Source organism: Bacteroidales bacterium (genome assembly GCA_023229505.1).
Classification (GTDB): domain Bacteria; phylum Bacteroidota; class Bacteroidia; order Bacteroidales; family JAGOPY01; genus JAGOPY01.
In genome coordinates, this window is the sequence record JALNZD010000036.1 from 19,152 (window position 1) to 41,410 (window position 22,259).

The following is a 22,259-nucleotide window of genomic DNA, read 5'->3' on the forward strand; positions in this document are numbered from 1 at the left end:
AACTAAAATTAGTATGGATTTGACATTAAAAATATGGCGGCAGGAAAACGCGAAAGCGAAAGGCCGTTTTGTAACTTACCAGGTTTCTGATATCTCTCCTGATTGCTCTTTCCTTGAAATGCTCGACATCCTGAACGAAAGCCTTGTGGATAAATTCGAGATGCCAATCGGGTTTGAGCATGATTGCCGGGAGGGTATCTGCGGGACATGCAGTCTTTACATCAATGGCCGGCCTCATGGCCCTGACAAGGGTATCACGGTTTGCCAGATGCACATGCGGCGGTTTAAAGACAGATCGACAATTGTTATCGAACCATTTCGTGCCAGAGCTTTCCCGGTGCTGCGTGACCTGATGATCGACCGTTCGGCTTTCGATGCAATTATACAGGCCGGGGGATATGTGTCAATAGCTACCGGCAACGCTCCTGATGCACACGCTATGCCAGTCGAAAAGTATAAATCAGATCTGGCCATGGATGCCGCTTCCTGTATCGGATGCGGCGCCTGTGTGGCAGCCTGTAAAAACGCTTCGGCCATGCTGTTTGTTTCGGCCAAAATATCCCAGCTGGCATTACTGCCGCAGGGTAAGGTTGAAGCCAACAAACGGGCCCAGGCGATGGTGGCGAAAATGGATAAACTCGGCTTCGGCAACTGTACCAATACCTATGCCTGTGAAGCAGAATGCCCAAAGGAGATTAAAGTAACCAACATTGCACGCATGAACCGGGAATTTTTCTCTGCCAAGGTTTGCGGGGAGAAAGAGGTTGTGCGTTCCGGCGGAGCTGGTTAAAAAGATTGAGAAAGAAGTCTTGCTGTGAAATTTTATTTCATTAAACTTGTAGTACGGCAAATGTCGTACTATAATTTTTTTTAAAACATTGCTTTTCAAGAACATCACCGGCCAAAATGAAATAAAGCGGAGGCTTATCCAAACGGTCCATGAAAACCGGGTGAGTCACGCCCAATTATTTTTTGGCCCTGAAGGCTCCCGTAAACTGGCCCTGGCTATTGCCTATGCCCAGTTCATCAATTGCCGCAACCGCACATTCGATCCTGAAAGCCCGGGAGGCGGCGATGCATGCGGTGTTTGTCCATCGTGCATTAAATTTGCCAAGCTGATCCATCCGGATCTCCACTTTATCTTTCCGGTGGCAACTACGAAAGAAGTGGAACGTAACCCGGTCAGCAAAGATTTTATTAAAACCTGGCGCGAAGTAGTTCTGGAAAACGACTTCCGGCTGAACCTGAACGACTGGTACAAAGCTGCCGGGTTCGAAAAAAAACAGGGCATCATCAATGCTGAAGACTGCAGTGAAATTCTAAGGACACTCAGCTACAAAAGCTATGAATCGGAATTTAAGGTGATGATCATCTGGATGGCTGACCGGCTCTTTCATGCAGCAGCGCCGAAAATCCTTAAAATACTCGAAGAGCCGCCTGATAAATCACTTTTCATCCTGATCACTGAAAATCCTGAAAAGATAATCAGCACTATTCTATCCCGAACCCAAACCATTAAAATCACCAGGCTCCAGGATGAAGACATCATGCAGGAACTTACCGGTAAGCTTGGCTGCCCGCCGGAAGATGCACGGCGGATAGTCCCCCTGACCGATGGAAACCTTACCAGGGCAGTCAAAATCTTTAAGAATGACGAGGATGAGCTTTTCTATCTTGAAAAATTCGTGGCCTGGATGCGGCTTTGCTATAATAACGATTTAGCTAAAACTATGGAATTTGCCGGAGAGATCGGAAAGCTTGGCAGGGAGAAACAAAAAAACTTCCTTGCCTATGCTGAACGGATCATTCGCAATGCTTTACTGATCAACTATAAAAATCCCCACCTGGCCAGCCTTAACCAGGAAGAAAAAGATTTCCTGGTTAAATTCGGTAAATTCATCGATCACACGAATATCCTGAGCTTTGCAGAAGAATTGGAAAAGGCCCAATATCATATTGAGCGCAACGCCAACCCCAACATTTTATTTATGGATCTTACCATGACCATTACGATTTTGCTGATGACTGGCGGGAAAACCGAGACAAAAAGTTGATCATCATTATTTGTTAACTTTGTCGAAATTTGCATTTAATGGAAGAAGAAAAAAAACATATATGCAATAACGCTTTTTTATCACGCGGATGCCCTTTCAATCCCAAAATGTACGACAGCAACCAGCACACCTACAGGCCTGGTTGTGCCAAGCTGGACAGCACTGACTGGCTGAAAGATATTGATTTACCTCCGGGACAAAAGCAGTTTGGTTGTGTCGAGATCAGGTTCAAAAACAGCAGGAAAGAATTCTACAGGATCAATACGGAATACGACATTAATGAAAGGGATATAGTCGCAGTAGAAGCTTCTCCCGGGCATGATATCGGGATAGTCACCCTTGGAGGCGAAGCATGCCGGATCCAGATGAAGAAAAAGGGTATTGACCCGGCTTCAGAAAATATCAAAAAAGTTTACCGTAAGGCAAGGGCGACTGATATTGAGAAATGGATCACTTCAGTGGAATCAGAAGACACTACGATGTTCAGATCACGCCAGACTGCTGATGAACTGGAACTGGATATGAAGATAAGTGATGTGGAATACCAGGGCGATGGTACGAAAGCGATCTTTTATTATACTGCTGACGAACGGATTGATTTTCGGCATTTGATCAAAATATTAGCTGAATTATTCCGGGTCAGGATTGAGATGAGGCAGATTGGCGTGCGCCAGGAAGCAAGCCGGCTCGGTGGGATCGGCTCTTGTGGCCGCGAATTGTGCTGTTCTACCTGGCTCTCCAAGTTCCAGTCGGTCACAACTCAGGCCGCCCGCGTTCAGCAGCTTGCACTGAACCCGCAGAAACTGGCCGGACAATGCAGTAAACTCAAGTGTTGCCTTAACTATGAATATGATGTTTATGTGGATGCACTGAAAGAATTTCCTGATATCAGGGTGGTCCTGAAAACTAAAAAAGGCCTGGGTCTCCACCAAAAAACCGAGGTCTTTAAAAGGGTAATGTGGTACGCTTACGAAGGAGATGAGTTAAATATGATACCATTACCTTTGGACCAGGTCAAAGAAATCATGATCTTGAATGCCAACGGAAAATCGCCTGAAAAACTCGAAGACTTTGTCCAGAAAAAAGATTCCAAGTCGGATTTTGAAAATGCAGCAGACCAGTTCGAACTTAACCGCTTTGACGGGAAAAAATGATCATGAGCAATAGTCGGATCAGTGCGATCGATAATCTTCTCACCCTGACATCAGGCAAGCTGATGGGCCTGTTATTGCCTTTTATATTGCTTTGTCTGGCGGGTTGTGATTCCAGGACCATTTATGATAATACTAAAAGGATCCGGGATGACGTTTGGAAATCGGATCAGATCATCAGGTTTGATGTGCCACTGGAGGATACGGTGAACATTTACAAGTTTTATCTTAACCTGCGGCATACGACAAATTACCGGTATGCCAATATATTCCTGTTCATCAGCACTACCTTTCCTGATGGTACTGCAGCCCGGGATACCGTGGAATGCATCCTGGCCGACCCTTCAGGTAAATGGGTGGGAAAAGGTATCAGCAATGTCCGGGATAACCAGATGTTACTGAGAAGAGGATTAAGGTTTCCACAGAAGGGAAAATATATTTTTGAATTTGAACAGGCTATGCGCGAACCTGACCTGGAAGGGGTCATGGATATCGGTCTGCGCATTGCCAGGGAATAAAATCAACCAGATCAAAAATGCGGGGCAAAAAAAACGGACATACAAAATGGCATCAGCATTACCTGGCCAGGTTCTGGATGCTTTACGGGCTATTTTTAATATTCGTTTTTATTTTTTTTATCGGCATCGCCAACAACTTGTTCGGTCCGATGCCTTCATTCGAGGAACTGGAAAACCCAAAGACCAACCTGGCAACGGAGATCTATTCTTCCGATAATAAGCTGATCGGCACCTATTACGTCGAAAACCGCTCCAATGTTGAATACAGCGAACTTCCGCCCCATTTAGTCCAGGCATTGCTTGCCACTGAAGATATCCGTTTTGAGAAGCATTCCGGGATCGACCTCAAAGCCTTGTTCCGGGTGGCTTTCGGCTTGGTTACGGGGAATAGCAAGGGAGGCGGCAGTACATTAACGCAGCAGCTTGCAAAAAACCTGTTTCCCCGTGAAAGAAACCTTTCCAAGCCCCAACTGATCATGCGTAAATTCAAGGAATGGATTACATCGATAAGACTCGAAAGAAACTATTCCAAACAGGAGATACTGGCAATGTACCTGAATACGGTTGATTTCGGGAGCCAGTCGTGGGGTATCAAAATTGCGGCAAAAACATTTTTTAATAAACCGGTTGATTCGCTAAAGGTTGAAGAATCCGCTCTCCTGGTGGGCGTTATCAATGCCCCGACCTGGTATAGCCCGGTGCGTAACCCGGAAAGATCATTCGAAAGGAGAAACCGTGTCCTGAAGCAAATGGAACGGTATGATTTTATTACTGAAGCGGTTTTTGATTCAGTGACCCAAATCCCTCTCAACATGAACGAATTTGGTTTGCGCGGTCATTCAACGGGCCTGGCGACTTATTTCAGGGAAATCCTCCGGATGGAAATGAAAGATTGGTGCAACACTCATTTTAAATCAGACGGGACTTCCTATGATTTATATAAAGACGGAATAAAGATCTACACCACGATCGATTCACGACTGCAGAAATATGCAGAAGAAGCATTGATTCAGCACCTCAGGAACGAACTTCAGCCGGCTTTTTTCAAACATTGGAGGGGATATCCCAATGCTCCCTTCGTTTTTGACCCGGAAGTGGCCACTGCTGAGACCAGGAGCCTGTTAGATCAGGCCATGCGGCGATCCGGCAGGTATATGCAGCTTAAGGATGAAGGTGTTCCGGCCGATTCCATCAGGTTGATCTTTAATACCCGGGTAAAAATGAGGGTTTTCTCATGGAAAGGGCCTGTTGATACGATCATGACACCGATGGATTCGATCCGGTATAGTAAGTTTTTCCTCCAGGCAGGCCTGATGTCGATGGATCCACATACCGGTTATATCCTTGCCTATGTCGGCGGGATTGATTACCGGTTTTTTCAGTACGATCATGTTAAGCTCAGCAAAAGGCAGGTGGGATCGACCTTTAAACCATTCCTCTATTCCCTGGCCATGCAGGAAGGCGAGTTCACTCCCTGCTCAAAGGTCGCTAACGTGCAATATTCCGTAGAACTTCCTGACGGGACAATATGGGCGCCTCAAAATACTTCTAAAAAAAGGATCGGTGAGGAAGTTACTCTGAAATGGGCATTAGCCAATTCCAACAACTGGATTTCGGCCTTTCTGATAAAAAGATATTCTCCCCAGTCGGTGATTAAAATGGCCCGCAAAATGGGCGTGACTTCAGATCTTGATCCCGTGCCTTCCCTTGCCCTTGGCTCTTCCGATATCTCACTCTACGAAATGGTCGGTGCATTCAGTACTTTTCCCAATAAGGGCGTTTATATCAAACCTATGATGGTCACGCGTATTGAAGATAAATATGGCAACGTCATTGAATCATTCGTTCCCGAAAAGCAGGAGGCCATGAGTGAAGAGACGGCTTACCTGATGCTGGACCTGATGAAAGGCGTTGTGCAGTCCGGAACTGGTATCCGCTTAAGGTTAAAATATAGCCTTAATAATCCAATAGCCGGGAAAACAGGGACAACTCAGAATCAGTCTGATGGCTGGTTTATTGGCATCACCCCCGACCTTGCCACGGGCGTATGGGTGGGCGCTGAAGACCGGAGCGTCCACTTCAGGACTATCAGCCTGGGGCAGGGAGCCAATATGGCCCTGCCAATCTGGGCCCTTTATATGCAGAAAGTATTAGCCGACAAAACCTTGCAAATCAGTAAAGGGGATTTTGAAAGGCCCGTCCAACCCCTTTCAGTGCAGCTTGACTGTGATAAATTTGAGAAAGACCAGGAATACCTGGATGAAGAACTCGAAATAATGGAATTTTAGGCCATCTTCATGAAAGAGATGCTAAAAAAATCCTTCTCTTACATGGGATGGGATAAGATTGCTCTTCTAATCATCCTGACCGGAATGATCTGGACAAACCTATATTATAAATTCTGGACAAATCCAAGGCGTATTATCGTTCATGATGTGATTCTTTATTATCAATACCTGCCAGCAACAATCATCTACAAAGATATCAGCATGTCGTTTGCCGAGAAAAACCAGGAATTTTTTAAAGATAAAATCTGGGCCCAAAAAATGCAGACAGGCAGGTCAGTCGGTAGAATGACGATGGGCCTGGCAGTATTGTATTCACCATTTTTTTTGATAGCCCATGGATTAGCAGGACCTTTGGGGTACCCGCCAGATGGTTTTTCTGAACCTTACCTGATTGCCCTGATTTTTTCAAGTGTGATATATGCCATGTTGGGCTTATTTCTTCTTTTAAAACTTCTGAGGAAATATTTTGCCCGGAATGTAATTGCCATCAGCCTGCTGGCAATCGGCTTAGGGACAAATCTTTATTGCTATACCACGATTTCAGCATCAATGTCGCATGCTTACAGCTTTTTCCTGTTTGCAGCCTTTATATACGTTTTGGATTCCTGGATAGCAAAACCATCCTGGGGAAATTCCCTCTTAATAGGTTTAATTGGAGGCCTCATCATCCTTGTAAGAATTTCCAACGGGATAATATTTATTCTTCTTCCTTTATGGCACGTTGATTCGGTTCACGCTTTTAAGAGCCGCCTTAAACTCCTATTCTATAAGCCGCTGAATTTTATTTTGATTTTATTTTTTGCGTGCCTGGTTTTTACTCCGCAGATAATCTACTGGAAATATGTTACAGGTGAATATTTTTATTACAGTTATGGGGGTGAGCGGTTTTTCTTCAATGACCCGGTCTTTCTGAAGGGCCTGTTCTCTTACCGAAAGGGGTGGCTGGTTTACACACCTGTTATGGCTTTTGCTCTGATAGGCATTATTGTCCTGTTCTTCCGTAACCGGAAATTTTTCTGGCCGGTTGCGGTTTTTACCGTGCTGAATCTTTATATTGTATGGTCATGGTGGTGCTGGTGGTACGGTGGCAGTTTCGGACAACGAGCCCTGATAGAATCCTATGCTGTGCTATCTATCCCGCTTACAGCATTCACGAAATATATTTTTGAAAAAAAAATGATATTCCGGTTTTTCTTCTTTTTCATCATAGCGTGCTTGATTAGCCTGAATATCTTTCAGACAGGGCAGTATCGTAAAGGGATTATTCACTGGGATGCCATGAATAAAAAAACTTACTGGGATTCTTATATTCGGCGAAATTTCAGGCCGGGATTTGATGGTATGCTTGATAAACCCGATTATGAAGCCGCTTTAAAAGGCGACAGGTAAAATATGATAATTAAAGCAAATTAAATTTCTGATGACACAAATAAATCCCGAAGTGACTGTTATTATTCCGCTTTATAATGAAGAAGCCGGGATAGAAGCACTGCTTGAAAAGATAATAGCGTTGAAATTTCACGAATTGTATGAAGTCATGGTCATCAATGACGGTTCTTCCGATCATTCGCTTGAAGTGGTGAAAAAATACCCGGTCAAGGTTTTTTCGCACAGTGTCAATAAAGGATACGGCGCTGCGTTAAAAACCGGCATTCGCAAGGCCAACGGGGAGAAGGTCGTGATCCTCGACAGCGATGGCCAGCACGATCCCGCCTATATCCCACAAATTATCAAAATGCTTGACGATAATGAAATGGTTATCGGGACAAGGGATAAAGAATCCTTCCAGGTGCGTACCCGCCAGGTTGGCAAAAGAGCGATAAGATGGATTGGTGAATACCTCGTGGAACAAAAGCTTCCGGACTATAATTCCGGTTACCGCGGATTCAATAAAGAGCTGATCAAAGGCATGCTCCATATCATGCCCAATGGCTTTTCTTTCTCGACTACATCTACGCTTGCTTTCCTTAAAGAGGGTTATTCCATAGGTACCATTCCCATTAAAGTCGAAGAAAGGGTCGGCCGGTCGAGTAATGTCAAATTTTTTAAAGATGGTGCGAAGACCATCATGCTGATCCTGCGCATCATTATGCTCTTTAATCCCCTTAAGATCTTTTTTCCTGCCAGTTTCATCATTACTTCAGCGGGGATAATTTATGGTATATACGGCTACCTGATAGCCGAAAGATTTTCTAACGGAGCTATCGTCCTCACTATTTTGGGGATGTTTCTGTTTTTCATCGGCCTCGTAGCCGACCAGATCTCTATTATGAACAGAAGATAATGATGATGAATCCCTGGACCGATCAGGAGGTGGAAGCACACTGGGATAGTGTTTCGGAAATTTACGTTACGGAAAACGAGAAAGTAAAAGAAACACACGACCAGCGTTTCCGGGAAAGCATTACGCATTTGGAGCTTAGGTCCGGTATGAAAATTCTCAATATTACCAGCCGTGATGCGGAAGCCACCGACTATATCAACCGTGCCATGCCAGAAGTAAAGGTAATTAATGCTGAAATCTCTTTCGGGCTCATGGGGGTTGCGGAAAAACTAAGGCCTTCCGTAACGCAGGTGAAACTGGAGACCTACTCTTCCCTGCCGTTTAATGATGGGGAATTTGACGGGGTCCTTAGCCTGGAAACGCTGGAACATGTATCAGAACCTCTGAGGTTCCTTCAGGAGTTGCACCGGGTTTCGACAGATGATGCGCGGTTAGTTTTAAGTTGTCCTCCTGCTACCAGCGAATTGCCTTACAGGGTTTATACGGCATTTTTTGGCGGCCATGGGGAAGGACCTCACAGGTTTCTGTCATCTAAAGAAGTTAAAAAGATGCTTAAAGAAACAAAGTGGAATTTACTGGCTCATAAAGGCACGATTCTGATCCCGGTTGGTCCGGGCTGGCTGCAAAAACTGGGCGAAAAAATTATCGACCGGATGCAGGGAACCTTTATAGCCGAGTTGGGGATAAGACAATTTTACGTTTGTGAGAAAGCCTGAAAATATCAAGGATGTCATCCGGTATGGCTTATGCAACCGATGTGGAAGTTGTGCTGGCCTTTCCGGAGGCAAGATCGTTTTCAGCGACCGTACAGGGAAATATCTTCCCTTAATCAGGGAACCGCTCGATGAAACGACTTCTCGTTTAGTGTGGGAAGCATGCAGCGGAAAAGGATTTGATTTCCCGAAGCAACGACAGTCAGTTTTCGGAGACCCTGAAGGTCACCCTTTCATCGGCCATTATAAGAAAATTTATATTGGCAATTCGACAGATCCTGAAATCCGCCTCAATGCGGCCAGTGGAGGTATCATTTCGGCTGTGCTGATCTGGTTGCTGGGGAAGAAAATGATCAATGGGGCAGTGGTATTGGGTATGTCGGAAAACGAGCCCTGGCTGGCACAGCCATTCATCGCCACCACTAAAGAAGAAATCCTCAAAGCAGCGCAGAGCAAGTATATTATCAGCCCGGTCAATGAAATCCTCCCCGAAATCGGGCAATTTGATGGAACCCTCGCCTATGTCGGCCTACCCGGGCAGGTTCAGTCGGTTCGGCTGCTGCTGCAGGCAGGTCACCCATCCGTCAGAAATATCCGTTATATTTTCGGTCCTTTTTATGGAAATACCCTCCATTTTTCTTCGGTTATAAGCTTTCTTCATTCTTTCGGAATCAAGGATCATACACAAATCAGGAAACTTTACTTCCGTTATGGCGAATGGCCTGGAAAAATGCGGGTGGAACTGAAAGACGGACGGGTTTTTGAATTGCCAAAATTCCATGCAAACTATCTAATTCCTTTTCATATCCTGAAAAACAGCCTCTTGTGCACAGATCTAACTAATGAATATACGGATATATCCGGAGGTGATGCATGGGCCCCGGTTTATGAAGATAGAGGGAAAGGATTTTCGATGGTCATCAGCAGGTCTGAAGCTGGAGAAGAGATCCTTCGGCAAATGATCCTTGAAGGCCGTCTGGAACTGAGTCCTTTGGGTGAGCAGGAAGCTGTCGAAATGCACTCCCACGGCTATGACCTCAAGAAAAGAGGCACTTTTATAAGGATGCAGTACCGTAGTTTGCTGGGCAAGCCTAATCCTGATTATGGTTACCGGCTTAAAGGATTCCCAATAAGCCGTTACATGATGGAGCTCGTCATTGATGCACTTTTCTTAATTTTAGGTACCGGGTTTTCGCGCTGGGTCGCAGAAAAAATCCCGCCGCAAACCATCGGCAGCATATTTGAAAAAGCAAGGAAATTCTGGAAGAAATCGACGTATAAGATAAAAAGAGAGAAGTTAGAAGACCAATGACCAATCGCCGCTTCAACTGGTTCCTCATCATTCGCCTGGCCGGGATAGTCCTGTTCATCGTGGTTCTATCCCGCACCGACCTGAGAGAATTATGGGGCTGGATGAAGCAGGTCGAACGGAATCACCTTTTACTCGCAATTTTTTTCCAGTTTTTACTGCTTATGGTCAAAGCTTTGCGCTGGTATAACCTGAATGAGACGGGTTTTGATCTGAAAAAACTGAAACAGCGGTCAGGCGAGTTTTTTGAGGGATATGCCATGGGTGTAATCACTCCGGGACGGGTGGGCGAACTTATGAAGGCCGGGCATGGCGGTTCCCGCTCCGGGATACTCGGCGCCGGATTACTTGTCATTGCAGAAAGAGGGATGGACCTCAGCATTTATTTCGTAATAGCCGGGATAGCCATTTCACATTCAGTTCTCCCCGGGGTTCTGTCTTTCTGGGGCTGGCTGATCCTGTTTACAGGCACTGCCGGCATGTTCCTGTCGATTCTGATCCTGATGTCTCCTGCACTCGTGAGAATGACTGAGAAGATATTGAAACTGTTCAGGGTTCTTGGAAAGTCTAAATCAATGGAATTCTACCACCGTGGCTTGATGAATTCCCTGGGCTTCTTTTTCTTGTCGCTTTTTAGCAACCTTAGCTATTTTGTCTGCTGTTATTTCCTGGCAACCGGTGTTGGAATGGATCTTCCTGTGATCTCCGTTTCCGGGGGCGTAGCTACTGCGGGTGTCATGAACACCATACCCATTACTGTGATGGGACTGGGCACCAGGGAAGTTACTCTTATTTACATCTTCCAGGATTTTCCGCTGGCACAGGTCATGGCATTTTCAGGGCTTGTTTTCCTCATCGCACAGATCGGCGGCGGTATCTTCTCTTTATTACTTGGACAGATACTTTTATGGAAGTCTAAATCAGCAAAGAAGTCCTAAGTTTGAAAATAATAGTATATTTATGCCTGCTTGATCGGGTACTGTTTTATGAGAATTGACAAAAACAGCAAACTGCTTAATTTTTACATTCCACTTTTCCTTCTTTTAGCAGGATTTTTCTGGAAAATCTTTTATATTGGCTATAGGGATATTTGTCTTGATGAACCCTTTATGATTTTCAATGCACAAAAGAGCATCGGGGAAATTCTAAAAATATCAACTTCATATGAGCCCAATCCACCGCTTTTCATGCTTCTTATACATTATTGGATTAAACTATTTGGTGTAGGTTCATTTTCTGTAAGATTCTTACCGCTTGTATTTAATGCATTTACCGTACTGTTTATTTATTTTACCGGAAAACGTTTCTTTAGTTTTTGGACAGGTTTAGTTGCTTCCGGATTATTTATATTTTCCTCCCTTCATTTTTTATATGGACTAAACACCCGGACATATTCCTTAGTATCATTAGAAACGGCGGCTTCATTATACTTTTTTTTGTGTTACGCTGATAATTTAAAAGACCGGAAAGCATTTGCCGGATTAATTATTTCAAACCTCTTATTGGTTTATTCACATTATTTCGGATGGTTTGTCATTTTATCGCAAGTTATTTCAAGCTTTATATATACCAGAAACCTGAAGATGTTTTTCAGATTTATGATCCCTCCTTTTATCACTATTATTGGATTTATACCAATGATCCCAACCGTGATTAAACAATTTATAATAAAAACGGATCATGGCACTTGGTTAAAACCTCCGAATCCTTCAGAGTATCTTAATCAATTACATCGCTTCTTAAATTCAGGAAAGGTATTTTGGATGATTGCCATTGTGATTGGCGTTGGAATAATTTTCACTTTAATCATGGCCTTCCAAAAACGATGGAAAGGATTTAATATCAATGTACTGGCGTTGTTGCTTTGGTGGATTATGCCTTATAGCATCATGTTTCTCGTATCTTTAAAAGTGCCGATGTTCAACAATAGCTATAATCTTTTCAATTCCATCGGGCTCTATTTATTTATTAGCGCTATGATCAATTTTCTCTATCAGAAAAATAAGTACTTTGAGCCTGCAAGCGGATTGGTAATATTGATATTTATGTGTGTTTACATGAGAATTTTACCAAATAATTTTGCGTACCGTGAGGTGAGCAAGTCGGTCAATTTTGTGAAAAATGCTGAAAATGAAAATAGTATAATAATATTATACCCTTTTTGGTCTGATCTCCAGTTTACTTATTATTATAACCGGGAAATCTTCACTGATCATCAGAACTTTAAAGAACTGATGAAAAAAAATGGAATCTATAATGTATGGAACATTACGGAAACTAAACAAGCCATTAAAGCTAATTCAAAAAAAAGAGTCATTTATGTTCAGGATGGCCAAATGTTAGATCCAAAGAGCAACATTTTCAAATTTCTTGATTCAGCTTATGTCAAACGAGATAGCGCTTTTTTCCCGCAGACCACTCGTGTCTGCATATATGATCCTAAATCCGAGTAATTGATTATTAATGACAATAATCTTATGAACAGTACTGAATATATTCTCGTTACAGGTGCTAACGGTTACCTTGGAAGTTACGTCTGCCGTGAACTGATCCGTCAAGGATATAAGGTCATAGGGTTCAAGTGGGACCATTATGCTTCTGTTATCATTGACTACCCGGATATTGAATATATCCGTTGCGACATCAGAGAAAAAATTCTTCCTCAGGTTGAAGATATCATTACAGGAAAAGAGATCGGTGCAATTATCAATACTGCAGCTCTGCTAGGGAGTTCAGACTATGAAAGAAACTTCACGGTCAATGCAAAAGGGGTTGAAAACATGATTGATTTTGCCCGTAAATCAGGCATCAGCCGGTTTATCCAGATCAGCAGTGTGGTTGTCCTCAAGACTTTCAAAGGGCCATACGGAGAAACTAAACTTATCGGCCAGCAATTGGTGGAAAAATCCGGATTGGATTTCACGGTCTTTATCCCCGCAATGATCCTGGGACCGGAAGGCCTGGGCATCAACCGGATCCTTAAAAATGTATTTCGTTTCCCCTTTTTCGTTCCTTTGATAGGCCAGGGCTCCCAGACACAGCATCCTATTTTCGTAAAGGACTTTGCCCATTACATTGTCAAATCTATCCCTGAAAAAAAAGCCTTTGGCATGGTATACCAGATCGCCGGTGACCAGGTAATCTCCTTCGGCGACCTGATCAGGCTGATCCTGAAAATAAAAGGTGAAAAAAGGATCTTCGTCAGTGTCCCACCTTCTTTTGCCAGAATAATGGGCAGGTTCTTTCAAAAAACCCAGAAAGTCCCGTTGTTTACGGCAGAGCATGTCAAGGGCGTTATGCAGGATTCCAACCTTGATACCGCCCTGATTATCTCCGACATGGATTTTAAGCCGATGCCACTGGAATCTTCAATGGAATATTGTCTCACCCGGATTGGGGATAATTGGGATTTTTACCTGAATGCCCGCGAAGAAAAGACAGTTAAACTTGAAATTTGAAATTTGGAATTATCTCTTGTATTTTCTGTCAAAAATATTATATTTGATTATGCACCAGATCGCCCTGAAGCCGTCTTTTGCGCCAATCTTTTTGCCTTCTGAATAGGTTCTCCCATAATAAGATATGCCAACTTCATAAATCCTGATACCCGGAAAACGCCTGATTTTAGCTGTTACTTCGGGTTCAAAGCCAAACCTGTTCTCCTTGAAGGCTATTTTCTTGATTATTTCCGATCTGAACATTTTATAACAGGTTTCCATATCGGAAAGGTTCAGATTGGTAAACATATTTGAAAGAAATGTAAGCAACCTGTTTCCGATAGTATGCCAGAAAAAGAGAATACGGTGAGGTTTGCTGCCCATGAAGCGGGAGCCGTAAACCACATCCGCAAATCCATTTAACAGGGGCTTCAGCAGGTCATTGTATTCCTCAGGATCATATTCCAGGTCGGCGTCCTGGATAATAATGATATCACCTTTTGCCTCCCGGATGCTACGGTGAAGGGCGGCGCCTTTTCCCATATTCCTGGGCTGATTATATAGAACAATCTCATGGTCAGGATGATCCGTTATATATTTCCTGATTACTTCTTCAGTATTATCCTTTGAGTGATCATTTACAATAATGATTTCCTTTTCTGTCTGGCCGATAAGCTTCACAGCAAGCACTTTATCCAGGATCTCATGGATAGTACAAGCTTCATTGTAAGCAGGAATGATTATCGACAATTTTTGGACTTTCATAGGTTTTTTGCTGATTACATTCATCTTTTCTCAAAGGCATCAACTGTTAATTCATCTATATAACAGGGCGATTTTCCCCGGTACCAGATATAAACTTCAAGCATATCACGAGTAGAGCGTACTTCAGGTGTGAGATAATCAAAAGAAAGCCGGTTCCACTGGCCTGGTTTTGCGTCGATGTTGAAATCCTGAAATCTAAAAGCCCGGTATTTGTATATCTTACCTTTATGTTTAAAATCCATCACCAGGAGCGCTTGATTCAGATCATTGATATCTGTCGGATAAATATAAATCCCGGCCCTGATCCAGGCATGATCCTTAGAAGTTATATCCTTGTAAGGCATTCTAAATACAGGCGACCAGATATTCGCACTGTCCAGTTTAAAAGCAAATTTCCCCCTGTAAACTATACTGTCTTCAAGGTTTTTCTGATACTTGCTTTCCAAATCTTCATAACCCATAACCGATAAATTCTTCTTTTGATATTTTTCCTCCACAGTGAATGATTCTTTACTGACATCACCCCTGCTGACCAGCAGAAGTTCCCGGTCAGCATCTGTTACCCTTAATTTAAAGAAAGTGTTCAGATAATACTCCCTGGTCATCCGCGACCCGTCAATAACCCCTTTGAAAGTCTGATAGGTTTTAAAAAGGTTGAGAACGAGTACAAGAAATAACAGGAACAAAATAGCGTATTTCTGCATTTTTTTATATTGAAATACGGAACTGACAAAGTAGCCTAATGGAATGGCCAGAACGGCATGTAATTCGATGAATGCCCTCCATCCAAAGCTTATCAGTGAAGAGTAGGATGCAATGAGGTATAAATTGGCAAGGAAAAATACCAAAATAGCCAGGAAGATTTTACGATTGGATCTGAAAAGCTGGATAAAGCCTATCGTAGCAAAGATCATCATCGTGCTGTACAGGTAAAATCCTTTTCTGAAGCCAAACAGTACATAAATAAACCTGGGATTGAAAATATCCAGTCCGGATTGTGCATCGTCATAAGCATTGTATATGAATTCCCCCGCATTAACTTTCCAGTAAAGAATTTGAGGAAGAACAGACAATGCAGCCGCAATGATAAGCACCAGGACATCACGATGATGTCTTTTCAGCAGATTTATTTTTTCCTTTACAGCAGAAAGATTATCAATTCCCCATAATAACGGAATAAGGATAGCCAGCAGGCCGGAAGCCCTGCTAATAGCTGTCAGTCCAGTGATAAATCCTATGCAGGCTGCGGTTATCAGCCGTGGAGAGGTGTGCCAGCGAATGGTAAAATATAACAATGCCGTTACCAGGGTAAAAATATAGACATGCGGCGCATCATTACCAATGGTTATAAAGAAGAACAGGTTACTGCCAATGAAAAGCAAGATCATTGTAATGGCAACAATTTTATCACTGAAAAATTCAAGCAGCACCTTCCTCATAAACCAGACTCCCAGCAGTGTATAGAAGATACCGCTTATAATAATTGCCCATTGATATGGCAGGGAAAAGCCATCTGCCGGGTACGAGGAAGAAAGGGCGTATAGATGTCCAATAAGGAAAAACGGTGCATAAAGGATGGCAATTCCCGAATAAAACCTGATCACCCAATTTCCTGCGGAAGTTTTCGAAATCTGGTAAAGTGTGCCTGATGCCTTGTATTGCTCATTAACCTGATTGACCCAGCTGATGTCATGCAGACCGGGATCGTGATGGATCACCAGGCTTGGAAGGTATAAATAATAGCCGAAAACATCGTAAGAAAGAATCCTGGTTGGATGATAAGTAAGTCTTAAGGTGCTGAAAACAATAATGATGAATATCAGCGCCCCAAAGGACATCTTATTTTTAATCTTCATACTTTCTATGAATTAGCATTTTCCTTACAAATTTGCCAAAAAAAACCGCCTGAAAAACAAATCCATGTTAAGTTGATCAGCTGATGTGCATCTTTTCAACCTTGAATGTTTCAATCTACCTGTTTCTTGCCTGTTGATAACAGATCCAGGCACAGACCATCAACCAGGATCTGATGATCTCCCTGATATGAGACATTAAGTTTAATGCGCCCGCTCTCCGGAATTAGTGTGCTTACCTGGGTAAGCAGGCACATTTCAAACCATTGCCCCGGGGGGCTCTTAAAATATGAACCATTGATGGTTAAACATCTTTTCACTTCATTCTGATTATCAAGAACTGACATGATCAGGGTTATTTTATCCGGATCCTGATCCTTTTCATATAGCACCTTGGCCCTTGCCCGGACGATCGCTTTACTTTCCCTATTTAATGAGGCCAGTTTCATATTGTCTGATTTAATAGTGACCCATTGATCCTCAGGATTTTGCGGCGGAACCTTCCTGAAAACTGCTGACATGTATTGCTGGCCCGTATGAAATTTCTTGTCAATTGCGGGAGAATTAACATCAAGCAACCTGAAGCAGGGATTATTAAGAAGCTTTTCCAGAGGAATCCTATGCTCGAATTCGCCAAAATGGGTATCCCAAACCACGATGGAGCTATCACGCAATGAAAAGTCCGGCTGATCCGGATCCGGAAAATTCTTTTGCAGTCCGCGTGAATCATATGGATCTATTTCGAGGTAATAGGCCAGTTTTGGATCAAAATAATAGAGCGGATACCGGTCAAGGCCTTCCGTCCTGATATCATCTGCAGTTTCTTTCATCACCTGGTCTGACCAGGAAGGCCTGGCGGGGATTTTATGCAGGGTATAAGGCACCCAAATCGTTATTAAAATAATAATGGGTGTGAAAATTGAACTGAAATATTTCCGGCGATCAAAAAAGGAATTTATCCTGTTCAGGCCGACCAGGGCCAGGAATCCACACAGGGGAAGCACACACGCCATGAATCTTGATGTGGCTAAAACGCCCATCATGCCCTGCCACCAGAGAAAACTGTGGGCCAGTATGAATCCGAACAAGGATGCCGGAATAAGATAATATTCCGTAAGCCGGGTTGTGGTAAGAGCGGGTTTCTTCTCCCGGAATAACGATATGACGAGTTGGATTATGCCGATGACTGCCAGGATTGTCAGGGGAAATCCCAGAAGTTGATGAAATCTTTCCAGGTAGTACCAGAAACTGCCGCTGCCATATAATGCAGATCCCTTTTCGCTGTATGGCATTGCATTGAAAAACCATAGCAGGTCATGATAGCGAAAAGTACCAGCCAGGCTGAAAATGACAAATCCTGCGAACAGAAAAGGAATGGCCCTGTATTTCTTGACCAGTAGAAATGCCGCCAGGAAAATCACCAGGAACATAACGCCTTCCATCCTTGCAAACGGGAGGAATGAAATGATGACGGATGAAAGGATCATTTTTCCCTTCAGGAAGAAATAAATCCCTGCCACCAGAACCAGGGCAAAGAGAATTTCAGTAAGGCTGGTAAGGATGTTGACCATATATACCGGTGCAAAAAGGGCAAAAGGAATAGCCGCCAGTGCAAAACGGTATTTAAGAAAACGTCCCATGCGAAAGATCAGCCAGGCGGTAGTAAGGGCGCACAGGATATTGAAAAAAACAGCTCCCCCCAACCCAAACTGGGCAAATGGTGAGCATAAGATCGTAAAGAGGGGTTTCCCCCAGTGGTCAAGTAAAAGACATGGATGCTGAAATGAATACCTGGCGATCAGGTAATGGTTGACAGAATCGGTTTCTCCGAAAAGTCCGTCAGATAGTAAAAAAAGGATCATTAAATAAAGACCGGAAAGAAAGAGCAGTATAATAGCCCATTGTTCCTGGCTGTATTTTCTATAAAGTTTATTCATGATAATAAACCCGTTTTACCCTTCGCGATAATCCGGCCAGCACCTCATAGGGTATGGTTTCCATTTCATTGGCAAGATCCTGCAAAGGCCTTTCCGGGCCGAAAATAATGACTTCGTCACCTTCCGCCGCGTCAATTCCCGTGATATCAAGCATGCATATATCCATACAGACATTTCCTACCAGTGGTACCAGCCTGCCTCCGACCAGCAGGTGGCCTTTCCCGTTACTCAGCCTTCGGCTGAGCCCATCGGCATAACCAATGGGAACGATAGCCAGCCTGAGTTCCTGTTCCGAACTAAAAGCCCGGTTGTACCCGATGGTTTCCCCTGCATTGATATTTTTTATCTGGGAGATGGTAGATTTCAACCGCGCCACCGACTCAAGCCTGGGCTGCTCTTCATCAAGGCTGGCAATTCCATAGAGACTGATCCCCAGCCGGACCATATTGTACTGTGCTTCCGGGTAACGTGTGATGCCTGCAGAATTCAGGATATGCATCATCACCGGGTGGCCGGTTTGTGAAATGATCCTGCGGCCCATTTTCTCGAAAACCTCTATCTGAAGTCGGGTGAATCTTTCCTCTGCCGGGTCTTCGCTGGCAGCAAGATGCGAGAACACCGATTGCAAATAGATCATCCGGTTTGCCTGGAGTTTCTCTATCAGGCCCGATATTTCATCTTCCATAAAACCCAGCCGGTGCATGCCGGAATCAAGCTTTATATGGATCTTTACCGGCTTGTCCTTTGGCAGGATATTCTTTTTTATTGCCTTTTCGAGCTTTTCCAGGATGCGGTGACTGTAAATTTCAGGCTCAAGGTTGTGCTGGATGATCGAATCAAAACTTTCCTCATCCGGGTTCATTACCATAATTGGTACAGTTATCCCGGCTTTCCTCAATTCGACCCCTTCATCGGTATAAGCTACAGCAAGGTAATCAATACGGTGGAACTGCAATGCATTGGCCACCTCAAAACTTCCGATCCCGTAGGAAAAAGCCTTGACCATCGCCATGATCTTCGTTTCAGGTTTCAGCAAAGAGCGGTAATAGTTCAGGTTATGTTCAAGGGCATTCAGGTTGATCTCCAGTACCGTTTCGTGGGTTTTCTGCTGGAGCGCCTGGCTTATCTGTTCAAATTCGAATATACGGGCCCCTTTAAGCAGGATGACTTCATTGCTGAAAGCGGCGAAGGAAAAACGCTGAAGAAATTCTTCCGTGGTCAGGTAAAAATCCTTATCCATGTTGAATTTATCGGCTTGCCTTGTTATGGCCGGGCCAATCCCGATCAGCCGGTCGATCTTTTTACTCTTAATGATCGCAGCGATCCCGCCGTAAAGCTCATCCTCATCCTTGCCGCTTTGAAGGATATCAGAGATGATAATGGTTTTCTTCATGTGATCGGCTTGCTGACGCAGAAAATCAATGGCAATGCTGAGTGAATTAATATCGGAATTGTAACTGTCGTTGATGATAGTGCAGTGATTGATCCCATCTTTAAGTTCCAGCCGCATTGCGATCGGCTGCAGGTTCTCAAACCGCTGTGCAAGCCGCTCCGGATCATATCCAAGAAGCAACATGACGGCCCAGCAATGAATCGCATTTTCTATGGAAGCATCATCGGCAAAGGGAATCCGGATCGTCAACTCTTTCCCTTTATAAACACCTTTGATGAAAGTATTCTGGGAATCATCTTTTTTGACATTCCGGATATAAAGATCAGCTTCTTGCTTGAAACTCCAGGTAAAAGATTTGATATTCTTTAAAATCCCGGAGCGGATAATTACTTCCCTGACTTCAGGGTGATCCATACAATACACCAGGGTTTCAACGTGAGTGAAAAGATTTAGTTTTTCACCGACTTTCTGCTGCAGGCTCATGAAATTCTCGCCATGCGCTTCACCGATATTTGTGAATATGCCTATGGTGGGCCTGATGATTGTCTCCAGTTTGTCCATCTCATCCGGCTCTGAAATACCGGCTTCAAAAATGGCTATTTCATAAGGGTTATCTATCTGCCAGACCGAGAGGGGCACTCCAATCTGTGAATTGTAACTCTTTGGGCTGCGAATCGTTTTTTTATCCTTGCTCAGAAGTTGATAAAGCCATTCCTTAATAACAGTTTTTCCATTACTGCCGGTTATCCCGATTACCGGGATATTGAATTTTTCCCTGTGCACGCGGGCCAGGGCCTGTAAAGCTTGAAGAGTACTTTTTACAAGGATGAAATTAGCTTCAGGATATGATTCAATGTCTGAAGGGACCTTTGTGACGACAAAATCTCTTAAACCCCTGCTGTAAAGTTCAGGTATGTATTTATGCCCGTCGTTTCGCTTGCTTGATAATGCAAAAAAGAGGCAATTATCCGGGGAAATCAATTTACGGCTGTCGATAAGGATGTCCCGGATGACTCTTTTAAAATAAGGTTCACTGGCCGGTTTGCCGTTAACAATGGTGATAATTTCAGAAACAGGATATTCCATAATGGGTAAGGATTATAAATGCCGGATTACTGACCAGCGATCAGGGCTCCGGGATTCTCATCCTCTGTGGCATGGGGTATTTCCTTTTCAATAACAGCATCGGTGCTGTATTCTATATCCTTAAGGTAGTTTTGCAGTGGATGGCGGTTAAGTTCATCAAAATCTTTCCGTTTATTGAAAATGTCGACAGCCAGTAAGACAGCTTCGCGGAATGAGTTCGGCGAAGCTTCATTTTTCCCGGTAATATCATAAGCCGTTCCATGGGCAGGGGAAGTCCTGACAAAGGGAAGACCGGCAGTGAAGTTAATGCCTCTGTCGAATGACAAGGTTTTAAACGGGATCATGCCCTGGTCATGGTACATGGCAAGGATTCCGTCGAATTTCAGATAATTGTCGGAACCGAAAAATCCATCAGCGGAATAGGGCCCGTAAACGATCCAGTTGCGATTCCAGGCCTGCTCGACTGCCGGGGTGATCACCTGCTCCTCTTCAAGGCCGATGACACCGAGGTCGCCTGCATGGGGGTTGAGGCCAAGCAGGGCTATTTTCGGCTTCCTGATACCAAAATCACAGGTCAGGCTGCGGTTCATGAGCTCTATCTTCTTGAGCAACAGCTCGGTAGTGATAGTGCCCGGGACATCTTTCAGCGGGATATGGCCGGTGATCACCCCAACCCGGAGCTTGTCGCAAACCATCAGCATCAGATGGTCCTTGCTGCCGGCTTTGTCAGCTAAGTATTCGCTGTGCCCGGGGAACCTGAAGTTCGCCGTCTGCATATTTTTTTTATTGATCGGGGCAGTTACCAGTACATCGATATGATGCTTCAATAAATCCTGGGTTGCAGCTTCGAGTGCCATGAAAGCAAGCTGGCCGGCTATTTCGGTCGATTTACCCAGGTCAATTTTCACCTCATCATGCGTTACATTAACGATGTTCACCCTTTTGGAAATAGCAGAGTCTGCATTTTTGACCAGGTTGAAATTGATTTCGCTGATATTTAAGGATTTTCTATGGTAGGAAGCGACTTTTGAAGACCCATATACTACCGGAGTGATTGACTCGAGGATTCTCAAATCCTGGAAAGTTTTCATGATGATCTCATAGCCGATCCCGTTCAGGTCACCATGTGTGATCCCCACTTTCACGCGTTCGGCATCTGTCCGTTGTTTTTCTTCAAACTGTTCCATTATGATCTGCTTTGTGACAAAGATAAATTGATTTTAACATACTGTTTCTCATTAAGGGATTTTATTACTACAATCCTCCAAGCTCCCATGCCTCCATGCCCCCAAGCCTTAATTATTTATCTTATTAACTTAAACTTTTCACTTTGAACTTTGAACTTTGAACTTTGAGTCCCCTCCGAAAAGTCGGGGAGACGAATTTACAATATTTTAAACATGTTTGTCTTTAATAGTTATAAACAATTGATTGTCAATAACTTAATTTAGTTTGTATGATTTTTCTTTTT

At 43.7% G+C, this 22,259-nt stretch carries 17 protein-coding genes; 12 read left to right on the forward strand and 5 right to left on the reverse strand.

Annotated features, from left to right (window positions below; all coding sequences use genetic code 11):
• Nucleotides 1–13 precede the first annotated feature (13 nt).
• From M0Q51_12460 to M0Q51_12515, 12 genes are all read left to right on the forward strand, one after another.
• The gene (locus M0Q51_12460; GenBank protein ID MCK9400790.1) at nucleotides 14–790 is read left to right on the forward strand and encodes a succinate dehydrogenase/fumarate reductase iron-sulfur subunit; all 777 of its coding nucleotides are present in this window, start codon (nucleotides 14–16) and stop codon (nucleotides 788–790) included.
• Between the two features lie 88 nt (nucleotides 791–878).
• Nucleotides 879–2,054, forward strand: a complete 1,176-nt coding sequence (locus M0Q51_12465) for a DNA polymerase III subunit delta (GenBank protein ID MCK9400791.1) — start codon at nucleotides 879–881, stop codon at nucleotides 2,052–2,054.
• Nucleotides 2,055–2,092: 38 nt separating this feature from the next.
• Nucleotides 2,093–3,208, forward strand: a complete 1,116-nt coding sequence (locus tag M0Q51_12470; GenBank protein MCK9400792.1) for a hypothetical protein — start codon at nucleotides 2,093–2,095, stop codon at nucleotides 3,206–3,208.
• 2 nt (nucleotides 3,209–3,210) lie between these two features.
• Nucleotides 3,211–3,723 carry a gliding motility lipoprotein GldH gene (locus M0Q51_12475; GenBank protein ID MCK9400793.1) on the forward strand — a complete coding sequence of 171 codons (513 nt, stop codon included), beginning with the start codon at nucleotides 3,211–3,213 and terminating at the stop codon, nucleotides 3,721–3,723.
• A gap of 17 nt (nucleotides 3,724–3,740) precedes the next feature.
• The gene (locus M0Q51_12480) at nucleotides 3,741–6,011 is read left to right on the forward strand and encodes a transglycosylase domain-containing protein (GenBank protein MCK9400794.1); all 2,271 of its coding nucleotides are present in this window, start codon (nucleotides 3,741–3,743) and stop codon (nucleotides 6,009–6,011) included.
• A 9-nt stretch (nucleotides 6,012–6,020) separates the two neighbouring features.
• A complete protein-coding gene (locus M0Q51_12485; protein MCK9400795.1) occupies nucleotides 6,021–7,400 on the forward strand; it encodes a hypothetical protein in 1,380 nt (459 codons plus the stop codon).
• A gap of 31 nt (nucleotides 7,401–7,431) precedes the next feature.
• Nucleotides 7,432–8,295: a glycosyltransferase family 2 protein gene (locus M0Q51_12490; GenBank protein ID MCK9400796.1), complete on the forward strand. Its 864-nt coding sequence runs from the start codon at nucleotides 7,432–7,434 to the stop codon at nucleotides 8,293–8,295.
• Nucleotides 8,295–9,011: a methyltransferase domain-containing protein gene (locus tag M0Q51_12495; GenBank protein ID MCK9400797.1), complete on the forward strand. Its 717-nt coding sequence runs from the start codon at nucleotides 8,295–8,297 to the stop codon at nucleotides 9,009–9,011. The genes M0Q51_12490 and M0Q51_12495 overlap by 1 nt, the downstream gene beginning before the upstream one ends.
• A complete protein-coding gene (locus tag M0Q51_12500; GenBank protein ID MCK9400798.1) occupies nucleotides 8,998–10,320 on the forward strand; it encodes a Coenzyme F420 hydrogenase/dehydrogenase, beta subunit C-terminal domain in 1,323 nt (440 codons plus the stop codon). The genes M0Q51_12495 and M0Q51_12500 overlap by 14 nt, the downstream gene beginning before the upstream one ends.
• Nucleotides 10,317–11,255, forward strand: coding sequence for a flippase-like domain-containing protein (locus M0Q51_12505; protein ID MCK9400799.1), 939 nt, complete (start codon nucleotides 10,317–10,319; stop codon nucleotides 11,253–11,255). The genes M0Q51_12500 and M0Q51_12505 overlap by 4 nt, the downstream gene beginning before the upstream one ends.
• Before the next feature lie 870 nt (nucleotides 11,256–12,125).
• Nucleotides 12,126–12,770: a hypothetical protein gene (locus M0Q51_12510; protein MCK9400800.1), complete on the forward strand. Its 645-nt coding sequence runs from the start codon at nucleotides 12,126–12,128 to the stop codon at nucleotides 12,768–12,770.
• 24 nt (nucleotides 12,771–12,794) lie between these two features.
• Nucleotides 12,795–13,775 (forward strand): NAD-dependent epimerase/dehydratase family protein, encoded by a 981-nt coding sequence (locus tag M0Q51_12515; protein MCK9400801.1) that lies wholly within the window; start codon nucleotides 12,795–12,797, stop codon nucleotides 13,773–13,775.
• A 9-nt stretch (nucleotides 13,776–13,784) separates the two neighbouring features.
• Here the strand turns inward: M0Q51_12515 and M0Q51_12520 are convergent, their stop codons facing one another.
• The 5 genes from M0Q51_12520 to pdxA form a co-directional block, all read right to left on the reverse strand.
• Nucleotides 13,785–14,519 carry a glycosyltransferase family 2 protein gene (locus M0Q51_12520; GenBank protein MCK9400802.1) on the reverse strand — a complete coding sequence of 245 codons (735 nt, stop codon included), beginning with the start codon at nucleotides 14,517–14,519 and terminating at the stop codon, nucleotides 13,785–13,787.
• A 20-nt stretch (nucleotides 14,520–14,539) separates the two neighbouring features.
• A complete protein-coding gene (locus M0Q51_12525) occupies nucleotides 14,540–16,375 on the reverse strand; it encodes a hypothetical protein (protein ID MCK9400803.1) in 1,836 nt (611 codons plus the stop codon).
• 110 nt (nucleotides 16,376–16,485) lie between these two features.
• Nucleotides 16,486–18,309: a DUF2029 domain-containing protein gene (locus tag M0Q51_12530; protein ID MCK9400804.1), complete on the reverse strand. Its 1,824-nt coding sequence runs from the start codon at nucleotides 18,307–18,309 to the stop codon at nucleotides 16,486–16,488.
• Complete coding sequence (locus M0Q51_12535) at nucleotides 18,302–20,788, reverse strand: bifunctional UDP-N-acetylmuramoyl-tripeptide:D-alanyl-D-alanine ligase/alanine racemase (protein MCK9400805.1); 2,487 nt, start codon at nucleotides 20,786–20,788, stop codon at nucleotides 18,302–18,304. The genes M0Q51_12530 and M0Q51_12535 overlap by 8 nt, the downstream gene beginning before the upstream one ends.
• A 26-nt stretch (nucleotides 20,789–20,814) precedes the next feature.
• The gene (pdxA, locus tag M0Q51_12540) at nucleotides 20,815–21,975 is read right to left on the reverse strand and encodes a 4-hydroxythreonine-4-phosphate dehydrogenase PdxA (protein MCK9400806.1); all 1,161 of its coding nucleotides are present in this window, start codon (nucleotides 21,973–21,975) and stop codon (nucleotides 20,815–20,817) included.
• Between the last annotated feature and the right edge of the window lie 284 nt (nucleotides 21,976–22,259).